Source organism: Streptomyces sp. A5-4 (genome assembly GCF_051131715.1).
Taxonomy (GTDB): domain Bacteria; phylum Actinomycetota; class Actinomycetes; order Streptomycetales; family Streptomycetaceae; genus Streptomyces.
This window is the reverse complement of the sequence record NZ_CP178591.1, coordinates 3,504,905-3,517,310: the sequence shown is the minus strand read 5'-3', so window position 1 is coordinate 3,517,310 and position 12,406 is coordinate 3,504,905. Positions and strand designations below refer to the sequence as shown.

15 protein-coding genes and 1 pseudogene are annotated in these 12,406 nt (G+C 71.6%); 12 read left to right on the top strand and 4 right to left on the bottom strand.

Annotated elements, in window-relative coordinates; all coding sequences use genetic code 11:
• Positions 1-44 precede the first annotated feature (44 nt).
• The 5 genes from ACLLJJ_RS16115 (at position 45) to ACLLJJ_RS16095 (ending at position 2,766) form a co-directional block, all read left to right on the top strand.
• A complete protein-coding gene (locus tag ACLLJJ_RS16115) occupies positions 45-743 on the top strand; it encodes an LmeA family phospholipid-binding protein (protein WP_434591580.1) in 699 nt (232 codons plus the stop codon).
• A 191-nt stretch (positions 744-934) separates the two neighbouring features.
• A complete protein-coding gene (locus ACLLJJ_RS16110; RefSeq protein WP_434600435.1) occupies positions 935-1,018 on the top strand; it encodes a putative leader peptide in 84 nt (27 codons plus the stop codon).
• 160 nt (positions 1,019-1,178) lie between these two features.
• Positions 1,179-2,018: a sulfurtransferase gene (locus tag ACLLJJ_RS16105; RefSeq protein ID WP_434591577.1), complete on the top strand. Its 840-nt coding sequence runs from the start codon at positions 1,179-1,181 to the stop codon at positions 2,016-2,018.
• Between the two features lie 56 nt (positions 2,019-2,074).
• The gene (locus ACLLJJ_RS16100) at positions 2,075-2,362 is read left to right on the top strand and encodes a DUF1416 domain-containing protein (RefSeq protein ID WP_283522498.1); all 288 of its coding nucleotides are present in this window, start codon (positions 2,075-2,077) and stop codon (positions 2,360-2,362) included.
• Between the two features lie 140 nt (positions 2,363-2,502).
• The gene (locus tag ACLLJJ_RS16095; RefSeq protein ID WP_434591575.1) at positions 2,503-2,766 is read left to right on the top strand and encodes a DUF3099 domain-containing protein; all 264 of its coding nucleotides are present in this window, start codon (positions 2,503-2,505) and stop codon (positions 2,764-2,766) included.
• A 46-nt stretch (positions 2,767-2,812) separates the two neighbouring features.
• Here ACLLJJ_RS16095 and ACLLJJ_RS16090 read toward each other — a convergent pair whose 3' ends face one another.
• Both ACLLJJ_RS16090 and ACLLJJ_RS16085 read right to left on the bottom strand, forming a co-directional pair.
• On the bottom strand, positions 2,813-3,688 hold the full coding sequence (locus ACLLJJ_RS16090; protein WP_434591572.1) for a serine hydrolase: 876 nt from the start codon (positions 3,686-3,688) through the stop codon (positions 2,813-2,815).
• A pseudogene (locus ACLLJJ_RS16085) lies at positions 3,685-4,652 on the bottom strand (LysR family transcriptional regulator). Before ACLLJJ_RS16085 ends, ACLLJJ_RS16090 begins: the two are co-directional and overlap by 4 nt.
• Positions 4,653-4,737: 85 nt before the next feature.
• Here ACLLJJ_RS16085 and ACLLJJ_RS16080 point away from each other — a divergent pair.
• Together ACLLJJ_RS16080 and ACLLJJ_RS16075 are read left to right on the top strand one after the other, a co-directional pair.
• Entirely contained in the window at positions 4,738-5,772 is a 1,035-nt protein-coding gene (locus ACLLJJ_RS16080) for an alpha/beta hydrolase family esterase (protein WP_434591569.1), read from the top strand.
• A gap of 53 nt (positions 5,773-5,825) precedes the next feature.
• Positions 5,826-7,472, top strand: coding sequence for a penicillin-binding transpeptidase domain-containing protein (locus ACLLJJ_RS16075; protein WP_434591566.1), 1,647 nt, complete (start codon positions 5,826-5,828; stop codon positions 7,470-7,472).
• Between the two features lie 45 nt (positions 7,473-7,517).
• Here the strand turns inward: ACLLJJ_RS16075 and ACLLJJ_RS16070 are convergent, their stop codons facing one another.
• Entirely contained in the window at positions 7,518-7,880 is a 363-nt protein-coding gene (locus ACLLJJ_RS16070; protein ID WP_434591564.1) for a DsrE family protein, read from the bottom strand.
• A gap of 259 nt (positions 7,881-8,139) precedes the next feature.
• On the opposite strand from ACLLJJ_RS16070, the gene ACLLJJ_RS16065 reads away from it, so the two are divergent.
• The 3 genes from ACLLJJ_RS16065 to ACLLJJ_RS16055 all read left to right on the top strand — a co-directional run bounded on the left by ACLLJJ_RS16065 (position 8,140) and on the right by ACLLJJ_RS16055 (position 10,190).
• Positions 8,140-8,703 (top strand): FABP family protein, encoded by a 564-nt coding sequence (locus tag ACLLJJ_RS16065; protein ID WP_434591561.1) that lies wholly within the window; start codon positions 8,140-8,142, stop codon positions 8,701-8,703.
• A gap of 61 nt (positions 8,704-8,764) precedes the next feature.
• The gene (locus tag ACLLJJ_RS16060; RefSeq protein WP_434591558.1) at positions 8,765-9,214 is read left to right on the top strand and encodes a Fur family transcriptional regulator; all 450 of its coding nucleotides are present in this window, start codon (positions 8,765-8,767) and stop codon (positions 9,212-9,214) included.
• A gap of 10 nt (positions 9,215-9,224) precedes the next feature.
• Positions 9,225-10,190: a YgfZ/GcvT domain-containing protein gene (locus ACLLJJ_RS16055; RefSeq protein WP_434591556.1), complete on the top strand. Its 966-nt coding sequence runs from the start codon at positions 9,225-9,227 to the stop codon at positions 10,188-10,190.
• 25 nt (positions 10,191-10,215) lie between these two features.
• Here ACLLJJ_RS16055 and dtd read toward each other — a convergent pair whose 3' ends face one another.
• Positions 10,216-10,641, bottom strand: coding sequence for a D-aminoacyl-tRNA deacylase (gene dtd / locus ACLLJJ_RS16050; protein WP_434591554.1), 426 nt, complete (start codon positions 10,639-10,641; stop codon positions 10,216-10,218).
• 115 nt (positions 10,642-10,756) lie between these two features.
• Between dtd and ACLLJJ_RS16045 the strand changes: the two genes are divergently transcribed.
• Both ACLLJJ_RS16045 and ACLLJJ_RS16040 read left to right on the top strand, forming a co-directional pair.
• A complete protein-coding gene (locus ACLLJJ_RS16045; RefSeq protein WP_434591552.1) occupies positions 10,757-11,371 on the top strand; it encodes an RsiG family protein in 615 nt (204 codons plus the stop codon).
• A 59-nt stretch (positions 11,372-11,430) separates the two neighbouring features.
• Entirely contained in the window at positions 11,431-12,390 is a 960-nt protein-coding gene (locus ACLLJJ_RS16040) for an asparaginase (protein ID WP_434591549.1), read from the top strand.
• The last annotated feature ends 16 nt before the right edge of the window (positions 12,391-12,406 follow it).

The following is a 12,406-nucleotide window of genomic DNA, read 5'->3' as shown; positions in this document are numbered from 1 at the left end:
GTTTTGACGACTACTCAGGCGATACAGGTGGGGGACCCAGAGCAATGCGCGCACTGCGAATACTGCTGATCTTCGCTGTGGTCCTCGGCGGCATTTTTGTCGCCGTGGACCGCATCGCGGTCAACATGGCCGAGTCGGAAGTGGCCGACCGGGTCCAGAACCAGCAGGGGCTCGGCGGGGGAGCCGAAGTCTCGATCAAGGGTTTTCCCTTTCTGACCCAGGTCGCGGCCAAGCGGCTCGACCAGGTCGACGTCACGCTCAAGGACGTCGAGGCGAGCGCGGCAGGACGCAAGGTCCGGGTCGGCGAGCTCGCCGCGGAACTGCACGACGTGAAGCTGCAGGGCAGCCTCACCGGCTTCACCAGCGCGAAGGCGGCCCGTGCCACCGGCACGGCCACCGTCTCGTACGCGGACCTGACCCGGGCGTCCGAGGAGGGCGTGCGTGTCTCCTACGGCGGCAACGGCAAGGTGAAGGTGACCGGCTCCATCGGCATCCTCGGCCGTACGGTCACGCGCAGCGTGCTCTCCACCGTGAGCATGGTCGACGGCAACACGATCCGGGTGCGGGCGGACGAGGTTCCGGGTGAGGGCATCCCCGGCCTGGAGGGCCTGATTCGTAAGAGGACCGACTTCGACCGGCAGATCGGCGGGCTGCCGGACGGGCTGAAGCTCGAAAAGATCGAGGCGCGCGAGGGCGGCGCGGAGATCTCCGTCACGGGAACGGACGTGGAGCTCGCCGGCTGAGCGACCCGCACGGCCTCCGGCCGGATCGTGAGACATGGACGTCCGCCCCTCAGGAGAGGGGCGGACGTCGTGCGTCCGGGGAGGGGCGCCGAGCACCTCCGGCCGACTCGCATCCCAATATTCGGACGATCTCGTCTCACGATATGACACGTCGGTGACATGGCGGACGTAACGTCCCTACGATCGGTCCCATGCAGGAGCGACAGGCGGACCTCACGAAGCGGCGGGCAGTGGACCTGTGCCGCGTTTCCGCCATGCTCTGTCGAACTCTCTGAGCGGGTCCCGCACCCGCCTCCGCCCGGCCCTTCCCGACTCGATCGCAGTCGAAGTCAGGCCACCCCGTGCCGCCGAACGCCGGTACCGCCCGCGTATCCACAGCGGCCGGCACACCCCCCTCGCGCATAACCCCCGCATCCTGCCCCGGAGGAGAACAGCATGAGCCGCAGCGACGTCCTGGTAGACGCAGACTGGGTCGAGGCCCACATCGAGGACCCGAAGGTGGCCATCGTCGAGGTCGACGAGGACACCTCCGCGTACGAGAAGAACCACATCCGCAACGCCATCCGGATCGACTGGACCAAGGACCTCCAGGACCCGGTACGCCGCGACTTCATCGACCAGGCCGGCTTCGAGAAGCTCCTGTCGGAGAAGGGCATCGGCAACGACACGACGGTCGTTCTCTACGGCGGCAACAACAACTGGTTCGCCTCGTACGCCTTCTGGTACTTCAAGCTCTACGGCCACAGCGACGTCCGTCTCCTCGACGGCGGCCGCAAGAAGTGGGAGCTCGACTCCCGCGACCTGGTGGACACCGTGCCCGAGCGCACCGCCACCTCGTACAAGGCCCAGCCCCAGGACAAGTCGATCCGCGCCTTCCGCGACGACGTGGCCGCGGCGATCGGCAACCAGAACCTGGTCGACGTGCGCTCGCCCGACGAGTTCAGCGGCAAGCTGCTCGCCCCGGCGCACCTGCCGCAGGAGCAGTCGCAGCGCCCCGGCCACGTGCCGAGCGCCCGCAACATCCCGTGGTCGAAGAACGCCAACGACGACGGCACCTTCAAGTCGGACGAAGAGCTCAAGGCGCTCTACGAGGACGAGCAGGTCGATCTGGCGAAGGACACCATCGCCTACTGCCGCATCGGTGAGCGCTCCGCGCTCACCTGGTTCGTGCTGCACGAGCTGCTCGGCCAGAAGAACGTCAAGAACTACGACGGTTCGTGGACCGAGTACGGCTCCCTGGTGGGCGTGCCGATCGAGCTCGGCGCCAACAAGTAATCAGGCCGCCGACTCAACTGCTGCCTACGACCAGACGACTTGAAGGACGGTTCAACATGTGTGGAGCACAGGCCGGTGGCCCCGACGCTTCGACGATCAAGCCCGGTGAGACGACGATCCAGGGCAACGTGACCCGCGACGGCGAGCCCGTCACCGGTTACGTGCGCCTGCTGGACTCGACCGGCGAGTTCACCGCGGAGGTCCCGACCTCGGCGACCGGACAGTTCCGCTTCTACGCCGCCGAGGGCACCTGGACGCTGCGCGCCCTGGTCCCGGGCGGCACGGCCGACCGCACGGTCGTCGCGCAGACCGGTGGGCTCTCCGAGGTCGCGATCGCGGTCTGAGCCCGCTTCTTCACCGGCCGTAGGGCCGCACCCCAGGGGGTTGGACGCCACTGGAACGGGGTGCGGCCCATCGGTCTGTCCGGAGCCGGTTCACCGGTCAGTCGGGAGCCGCACGGGCCGGCTGGTCGTACGCTGGGGGTATGTATACGCGGCGCCGTCGCGGCTATTTTCTGCTCATGGGCGGATGCATCGTCCTTTTCGTCTCCGCCTGGTCCTTCGTGCGTCTGTGGTCCATGCCGGTGGCCGTCGGGATGTGCGTCGTCGCCATGGTGATCCCGCCGGTCGCGGCGATGTTCGCGAACCGCCGGGGGCCCGACGACCGCTGGTGGGACGACCCGTCCGGCGATCCGAAGTCCGACGACTGGTGGTCCGAGCTGGACGGCAAGAAGCACCCGCACGAGTAGCGGCCCCCGGGCCGAGCGCGGGAGTGGCGGCCCCCGGCCCCCGCCCCTACGATCCGCCGCGCAGCGCGTCGACGGCGATGGCCGCTGTGGTGCCGATGACGGCGTCCGCCCGCGGCAGGTTGGCCGCGGTGCTCGCGGCGCGGGTGAAGACGGCGACGGCGTAGCGGCCCCCGTCCGGGTATTCGATGACGCCCACCTCGTTGCGTACGGTCGGCAGGCTGCCGGTCTTGCCCGCGACGTGGATGTCGTCGAAGGGGAAGCCGGACGCCATGCGGTGGGGCCACACCTGCAGGCCGAGGAGTCGGCGCAGCGCCGCCCCGTGCTCGGGCGGGCAGGCCTCGTCGCGCCACACGGAGCCGAGCAGACGGGTCATGTCGCGTGCGGTGGAACGGTTGGTGCGGGCGGGGTCCAGTGCCCGCAGGCGGGCGATGACGTACGGGTCGGCCAGCGCCTGCGCGCCGCCGGGGCCCGCGTCCTCCTTGATGGTGGCGAGGAACTCCCCGAAGGTGTGCACGGCGTACGTGTGGGTCAGGCCGAGGCCGGCCGTCGTGTCGTTGACGGCGTCCAGGCCGACGCGTGCCAGCAGGACGTCGGCGGCGCCGTTGTCGCTGACCGCCATCATCAGATAGGCCGCGTCGCGCAGTGACATCCGGACGGGGTCGAGCATGGCGCCAAGCCCGGTGGGGCCGGACGTGCGGCCGGCCGGCGCGCACTCCGTCTGCTCCGTGAGGTCCAGGCGCCCTTCGGCGGCGTGCTGGTGGAGCGTCACGAGCAGGCAGAGCTTGTGCACGCTGGCCGTGACGACGGGCTGGTCCCCGCCGAAGCTGATCTCCGCGCCGGAGTCGATGTCGACGGCGTGCAGCCGGCCGGTGACGCCGGCGCCGTCGAAGGCGGCCCGGATGCGGGCGAGGGCAGTGGTCACAGCCAGTACTCCGCCGCCGGGCGCAGGTGGAGCGGGTGCGCGGGCGGGTCGGCGCTCAGCGCGTCACTGCTCCGCAGCGCGCGCGTGGCCGCTTCGGCGAAGGCGCCGACCGCGGTGTCGCTGCGGCCCTTGGGCCAGGCCACGGAGTGGCGCCAGGCCAGCGGGGCGCCGACGAGGGGGCGCCACACGAGGTCCGGGTCCCGGTCGGCGGTGTCCGTGGCGTGGACGTCCCTGGGGCTGAAGGCGACGGCGTTCGCCGAGAGGATCAGGCCGCGGATGAAGCTGGCGCCTGGCCGTGCCGGACGGCGGCGGGCGTGTAGCCGTTGCGGGCGCAGGTGGTCAGTACGTCGTCGTGCAGCGCGGGGGCTCCGACGCGGTGGAAGAGGATCAGGTCGTAGCCGCCGAGGGCGGCGAGCGGCACCTCGTCGAGCGCCGCCGCCGGGGCAGCGCGCGGCAGCAGCACGCCCACCTCGCGGCGCAGGACGGGTCCCAGTTCCAGGCCGGACACGTCGCACGGGTGGTGGATGAGCCCCACGTCCAGGTCGTGCGAGGCGAACTGGGCCAGCTGCTGCGCGGTGGACAGCTCACGCAGCTCCAGCTCCACTCCGGCATGGCGCTGCCGGAAGTCCGCCAGGATCGCGGCGACGCTCTCGCCCGCGATGTCCGGCGGGAGGGCGGCGCGCAGCAGCCCGACATCGCCGTCCCGGATGCGGCGGGCGGCGGCCATCAGGGCGTCCGAGCGGATCAGCAGTTCACGGGCCTCGTCCAGGAGCAGGGTGCCGGCCTTGGTGATCGTCACGTGTCGGCTGGTGCGCTCGAAGAGCCGCACCCCCAGCTCGCGCTCCAGGCGCTGGATGCGCTGCGAAAGGGGTGGCTGGGCCATGCCGAGGCGCTGTGCGGCGCGGCCGAAGTGTGACTCTTCTGCAACAGCCACAAAGCACTCCAAGTGCCGCATCAGGTCCACAGCCAGCAACGATATCTTGAATTGATCAATCCGAGAACGATATCGGACTTGGACATCGGGCAAACCGCCCTGTTTTTCTCGGGTCATGACCTTGCTTCCTACGTCGTGGCGCGATCGCCGTCGAGGCCGCACCGGATCCACGCGCTCCCGCCACGGCGCCCTGCTGCTTGGCGTCCTTCTCGTCGCCGGCCCGGTCGGCTGCACCGGGGCGGCCGAACCGTCCGGCCCACCGGCTTCGGCCTCGCCCGGCGCCTCGCCCGGCGCCTCGCGGGACGCCGGCCGCCCGGCCGCCGCCGCCGACTCACGGGAGTGGCTGCGGGTGGACGGCGGCACCCGGGAGTACCTGCTGCACCGCCCCGCCGGGGGCGCCGGTCCCAGGCCGCTCGTCGTCGCCTTCCACGGACGTGGCTCGGACGCCGAGGAGCTGCGTGGGGTGAGCCGCCTGGAGAAGGCGGCCGCGGCGCGCGGCATGCTCGTCGCGTACCCCGAGGGCCTTCGCGACGCGTGGGGCGCGGGCAGCGCGGCCACGAAGGAGCGCCCGGACCCGGATGCCGATGTGCGCTTCGCCGAGGCGCTGGTCGGCGAGCTGGTGCGGGCCGGGCGGGCGGACCCCGAGCGGGTGTACGCCGCCGGGTTCTCCAACGGGGGCGCGATGGCGTTGCGGGTGGCGGCCCAGCGGCCCGGCCTGATCGCCGGAGCCGCCGCCGTCTCGGGCCAGCTGCCCGCCGGTCGCGCGGTGGTCAGGCCCACCGGAGCGGTGCCAGTGATGATCATCTACGGGGAGAAGGACCCCGTACGCCCCCTGGGGGGTCTGCTCCGGCCCGGCCCGGCGCCTGCCGGGGAGGAGCCGATCACGCCGACCATGTCGGCCCGTGACAGCGTGGCGGCGTTCGCCGACGCGGGAGGGGCGCGCGGTCCGGTGACGAAGTCCGCAGCGGGCTACGACCGCACGGTGTGGGGCCCCGGGCCCGCCGGCGCCGCCGTCGAGCTCCTCGTCATGCACGGCGCGGGCCACACCTGGCCGGGCTCGACGATCACCCCGCCCAAGGGCTTCGGCCGGATCAGCACCGCTCTGAACGCCGCCGACACCATCGTCGACTTCTTCGCGGCCCAGCGATGACGGGCGCACCCGGGTCCAGCGCATACGAACGCAGCGAACACAGGGGGACTCCGATGTCCGAAGCCGGATATTCCACAGCCGGACACGCCTCCACCGGGCGCCGCAAGCCACGCGGGGCGGCCCGCTCGGCCGCAGCGGTGGCCGTCGTCCTGGGCCTCGCGGCAGGCGGGGCGTACGCCGCCGGGCTCGGCCCCTTCGCCGACGCGGCGGAGGCTCCCGACCCCGCGGCCACGACTCAGGCCCGCGCGTTCCTGGCGGACTGGGCCGGCGGCCGGCTGCCGGGGGCCGGGGCACGCACCACCAGCCCCGAGCGGGCGGCGGAGGTGCTGCGCAATTTCACCGCCGGGCTCGACATCGGCAGACCGGCCCTGACCCCGGCGGCGGCCACGGTGGACGAGGACGGCGCCGTCACGGTCCCCTTCACCGCCAGGATGCCCGTCGAGGGCCTGGGCACCTGGACCTACGCGTCGAAGCTGCCGCTGCGCAAGCAGCAGGACGGCAGCTGGAAGGTGGAGTGGGACCTGTCCCTGGTCCACCCGAAGCTGAGCAGCACCGAGAAGTTCCGCCTGGAGCGCGAGGAGGCCGCCGAAGCCCGTGCGGTCACCGACCGGGAGGGCGCCCCGCTCTCGGGCGCCGCGACCCCTTCCCTGGGGCCGGTCGTCACCCGGCTCGCCGGGGGCGCGGGGGGCGGTCCGCGGGGGGCGATCCAACGGGTCGACCGGGACACCGGCGAGGTCAGCGGCACCGAAGCCGACTTCGGCAAGAAGTCCGCCCAGCCCGTCGAGGGACCCGTACGCACCACCATCGACTCCGGCTGGCAGGCCGCCGCCGAGAAGGCCCTGACCGCCGGGGCCGACGGCAAGGACGCCGCGGTGGTCGCCCTGCGGGTCGACAACGGGCAGATCCTGGCCCTGGCCAACTCCCCGTCCGCGGGGTTCAACCGGGCGGTCTCCGGCACCTACGCGCCCGGCTCCACCTGGAAGCTCGTCACCACGGGCGCGCTGCTACTCAAGGGCGCCGTCGCGCCCGAGGACGTCGTGGACTGCCCCAAGTACCTCACCGTGGGCAAGCGGTTCCACAACGTCGAGACCTCCGAACACCGCGGCGCCACCTTCCTCAAGGACTTCGCCGAGTCGTGCAACACCGCGTTCATCAGCCTGCGCGGCAAGCTCGGCGAGGAGGAGATGGGCGAGGTCGCGGGCAAGTACTTCGGCATCGGCCAGCGGTGGCACGTCGGCATACCGTCGTTCGACGGGTCGGTTCCGGCGCCGCGGGACGAGACCGAGAAGGCCGCGTCGATGATCGGGCAGGGCCGGGTGCTGGGCAACCCGCTGACCATGGCGTCCGTCACCGCGACCGCCGTCTCCGGCACGTTCCACCAGCCCACGATCACCAGCGGGACCAAGGACACGACGACCACCACGGCGCTCCCCGGCAACGTGGTCGGCCAACTGCGCACGATGATGCGCGCCACCGTGACCTCGGGCACCGCCCGGGGCCTGGCGGACCTGCCCGGCGACATCGGCGCGAAGACCGGTACCGCCGAGGTCTCCGAGGAGGCCCCCAACAACGGCTGGCTGGTCGCGCACCGCGGCAATGTCGTCATCGCCTGCGTCGTCGAGGGCGGGATCACCGGCGGCTCGTCCGCGCTGCCCGTCATCCACGACATGCTGGCGGAGGTCCCCGGCGACCCGTCATGACCCCCAGGGCCGGCACCGGGAGCCCGAATGGGGGAGGGCGGTGACTCAGTACACGAGCGCCTGCGCACCGTCCGCCATGATCTCGCTGACGAAGACCTGGGCCCCCGCGATCCGCACGCCCTCGATCACGTCCTTCTCGCCGATGTCCCGGCGGGCCGCGCACTGCGTGCACAGGGTGACCAGCCCCGCCCCCAGGATCGAGTCGATCAGCTCGGGCAGCGGCGCCGCGTGCGGCAGTTCGAACTCCGCGGCCCGTCCGGGCAGCGCGAACCACGCCGATTCCCCGGTCAGCCAGAGCGAGACCTCCACCCCACTGGCCACGGCGACCGCCGCCACCGTGAAGGCCTGCGAGCAGCGCTCCGGGGCATCGGCCCCGGCGGTCACCTTGATCACGAGCTTCTTCGCCATGCCCGAACTGTAATCCGCGGCCGGGGCGACCTCACAGAGAGCGCCGGGCGCGGGCCGACTAAGCTGGTGCCCGGCCCCGTACTGCCCACCGTTCGTGCAAGGAGCAACCCCGTGCTGACGATTTTCTTCGAAGCCCTGCTGGTGCTGGTCTGCGTCGGTGTCCTGGCCTTCACCGGCCTGGCCGTGAAGAAGCTCTACCAGGGCCAGCGCTGACCCAGCCCGGCCCACCCCGTCTCCTCACAGATCGCCTGAGCAGCTCATGATCGAGATCCCGTCCGACCTTCACCCGGACCTTGTCCCCCTCTTCTTCCTCCTCGGAAACTGGGAGGGCGCGGGCGTCGCCGACTTCCCCGGTGCCGAGAAGTGCAACTTCGGCCAGGAAGTGACCTTCACCCACGACGGCCGGGACTTCCTGGAGTACGTCTCGCACACCTGGGTGCTCGACAACGAGGGCAAGAAGGTCAGGCCCCTGGAGAGCGAGTCCGGTTACTGGCGCGTCGACAAGGACCGCAAGGTCGAGGTCGTCATGATCCGTGACCAGGGCGTCGTCGAGATCTGGTACGGCGAGCTGGCCGCCCAGAAGCCGCAGATCGACCTGGTCACCGACGCCGTGGCCCGCACCGCGGCCTCCGGCCCGTACACCGGTGGCAAGCGTCTCTACGGCTATGTGAAGAGCGATCTGATGTGGGTCGGCGAGAAGGCCACCCCCGATGTCGAGCTCCGGCCGTACATGTCGGCGCACCTGAAGAAGGTCGTCGACCCGAGCGAGTGGGCGAAGGACCTCAAGGACCTGCCCGACGACGGCATCGCGTTCTTCAAGTAGGCCGGACAAGCGACGGACGAACGTACGGTCAGGTGCTTGCCCCACTGCCTACACTGGGCGTGTGGTGAGCACCGACTGGAAAACCGACCTGCGGCAGCGCGGCTACCGGCTGACGCCCCAGCGCCAGCTCGTTCTCGAAGCTGTCGACGCCCTGGAGCACGCGACACCCGACGGCATCCTCGTCGAGGTGCGCCGGACGGCGTCCGGGATCAACATCTCCACCGTGTACCGGACCCTTGAGCTCCTGGAGGAGCTGGATCTGGTCAGTCACGCGCATCTGGGGCACGGCGCCCCCACGTACCACCTGGCGGACCGCCACCACCACATCCATCTGGTCTGCCGCGACTGCACGAGCGTGATCGAGGCCGATGTCGAGATCGCCGCCGAGTTCACCGCGAAGCTGCGCGAGACCTTCGGATTCACCACGGACATGAAGCATTTCGCCATCTTCGGCAGCTGTGCGAAGTGCGCCGCGGAGGCGACCTCCGAAGGATCAGCCGCCAAGTCGTAGGCTTGCGGACATGAAGAGCCCTCTGCTGTCCCTGCCCGGCGCCGTCCCCGCCGAAGGGCGTGACGAAGGTGTCGCCGCGCACTACGGTGACCTTTTCCGTGAGCAGCGCGCTCTCGCCGACGGCTCCGGCTTCGTCGACCTCTCGCACCGCGGTGTCATCGCCGTCACCGGCGACGACCGGCTGAGCTGGCTGCACCTGCTGATCACCCAGCACGTCAGCGAACTTCCGGTCGGCCGGGCCACCGAGGCGCTGGTCCTCACCGCGAACGGCCACGTCGAGCACGCGCTCTACCTCGTCGACGACGGCGCGACGACCTGGATCCACGTCGAGCCCGGGACGCAGGGCGACCTGCTCGCGTACCTGGAGTCGATGAAGTTCTTCTACCGCGTCGAGGCCGCCGACCGCACCGACGACTTCGCCGTCGTGTACCTCCCGGCCGGCTCGATCGCCGAGGTGCCCGACGGGGCGGCCGTGCGGGAGACGCCGCAGGGCCGCGACCTGTTCCTGCCGCGCGCAGACCTGGAGTCGTACGCCGCCGCGCACGGCCCCGCGGTCGGCATGCTCGGTTACGAGGCGCTGCGCGTCGAGGCCCACCGGCCCCGCCTCGGCTTCGAGACCGACCACCGCACCATCCCGCACGAGCTGGGCTGGATCGGCAGCGCCGTGCACCTCCAGAAGGGCTGCTACCGGGGCCAGGAGACGGTCGCCCGCGTCCAGAACCTGGGGAAGCCGCCGCGCCGCCTGGTCTTCCTGCACCTCGACGGCAGCGAGGTGCTGCTGCCGGGCCACGGGACCCCGGTGCGGCTCGCCTCGGACGGCGAGGAGGGCCGCCAGCTCGGCTTCATCACCACCTCGGCCCGCCACCACGAGCTGGGCCCGATCGCGCTGGCGCTGATCAAGCGCAATGTGCCGCTGGACGCCGAGCTGATGGTCGGGACGACCGCCGCCGCCCAGGAGGTCGTCGTAGAGCCGTAGCGGCATCCGGGGGCCCGAGGCGCCTTCAGACCTCCAGGAACACCGTGAACGGGCCGTCGTTCGTGAGCGAGACACGCATGTCCGCTCCGAACCGGCCCGTCTCCACGTGCGCGCCCAGCGCCCGCAGCCGCGTCACCACCTCGTCGACCAGTGGTTCGGCCACTTCGCCGGGCGCCGCGGCGTTCCAGGTGGGGCGGCGACCCTTGCGGGCGTCCCCGTAGAGAGTGAACTGTGAAATGACCAGAAGTGGCGCATTCACGTCGGAGCAGGACTTCTCGCCCGCAAGGATGCGAACCGACCACAGCTTACGGGCGAGCTGTGCCGCCTTGTCCGTTGTGTCCCCATGGGTCACTCCCACCAGCACACACAGTCCCTCGCCGACGATCTCGCCGATTTTTTCGCCCGCCACGACGACGCTCGCGCCGTCGACTCTCTGCACCACTGCACGCATGCGGACCAACCTATCGGGGGCCGAACGGGGGCAGAGCGCCTGCGTAGCCGTGGCCATGAGTGGCACGATGCTCGCAGGCGGTGCGCGCCGCACCGGTCCGAGGGGACGGAAATCCATGAGCACACCAGGCGCCGGGCACCCGCCCGGCCCCGCACATCTGCCGCTGATTCACCCGATCTCTGCCGCTGCCTCCGTACGGCCACCCGCCCAGCGGGCCGACGGCGGTGTGGCCGGTGCCGTCGCGGAACGCGATCCGCGGGACCTGCCTGTGCTCCGGCTGCCCGCGCTGCGCGAGCTGCGCCGCGATTCGCAGCGCGACGAGGCGGACCTCAGTTACGTACGGCGTCTGCTGCACGGGCGGATCGACATTCTGCGGGCCGAGCTGTCCCGGCGTACGGGCCCCGACTCGCCGGTCGTCGACCGGCTCTCCGAGATCCTCGCGGACGCCCCGTCGCTGCACCGGTCCTCCGCCCGGCACGTCACGCTGTCCACGCCGCACAGCGAGGAGTACCGGCTGCTCGCCGCCGAGATGCTGGCCGAGGTCGAACTCTCCGACCTCGACGCCCGGACGGACGAAGAGCTGCACGCGGCGATGGGGCGCCTGGTCCGCTACGAGCAGCGGGTCTCCAGCCGCCGGCACCGCCTCCAGCGGACGGCCGACGATTGCAGCGCGGAGATCGCCCGCAGGTACCGTGATGGCGAAGCTCAAGTGGACGATCTGCTGACCTGAGGCCGTGACCCGGCCCGAGGGAGGCGGCTCGTCCCCCTCGGATCTCCGGAAGGCCGACGATGTCCTCCAGCACCACCGCCATATCCCCGGTCCTCGCCGAAGTCATACGTTCCGGTTTCGTCGAGGGCCACCACCGGGGATCGCTCGTCGTGCTGGCGGCGGACGGCAGTGTGGACACCGCGGTCGGCGACCCGTCCGCCCCGGTCTTCCCGCGCTCCAGCAACAAGCCGATGCAGGCCGCGGCGGTGCTGCGGGCCGGGCTCGACCTGTCGGGGCAGCGGCTGGCGCTGGCGTCGGCGAGCCACTCCGGGGAGCGCTTCCACCTCGATCTCGTACGCAAGATGCTGGCGGAGGCCGGGCTCGCGGAGACGGACCTGCAGACCCCGCCGGACCTGCCGCTCGACCCGGTGGAGGCGGAGGCCTATCTCGCCGCCGGCGGGGTGCGTGAGCGCATCACCATGAACTGCTCGGGCAAGCACGCCGCGATGCTGGCCGTCTGCGACCTCAACGGCTGGGACCGGCAGTCCTACCTGGACCCGGCCCACCCCCTCCAGCGGCTCGTCCTGTCCGTGGTCGAGGAGGCGAGCGGCGAGAGCGTGCCGGTGGTCGGCACGGACGGCTGTGGCGCCCCCCTGATGGCGATCAGCCTCACCGGCCTCGCCCGCGCCTTCCGCCACTTCGTCCTCGCCGAGCCCGGCACGGCGGAGCGCCGGGTCGCGGACGCCATGCGCGCCCACCCCGAGTACGTCGCGGGTACCCGCCGCCCCGACACCTGGCTGATGCGCGAGGTGCCCGGCGCGCTGTCGAAGATGGGCGCCGAGGCGGTCCAGGCGGTGGCCCTGCCGGACGGCCGCGCCCTCGCCTTCAAGATCGACGACGGCGCCACCAGGGCGCTCGGCCCGGTGCTGGCCCGGGTGCTGCGCCAGCTGGGCGTGGAGGGCCCCGTGGTGGACCGGATCGGGTTCGCTCCGCTGCTCGGCGGCGCCGCCGAGGTCGGGGAGATACGCGCGGTGTTCTGACCGGCCCGGCAGGGCG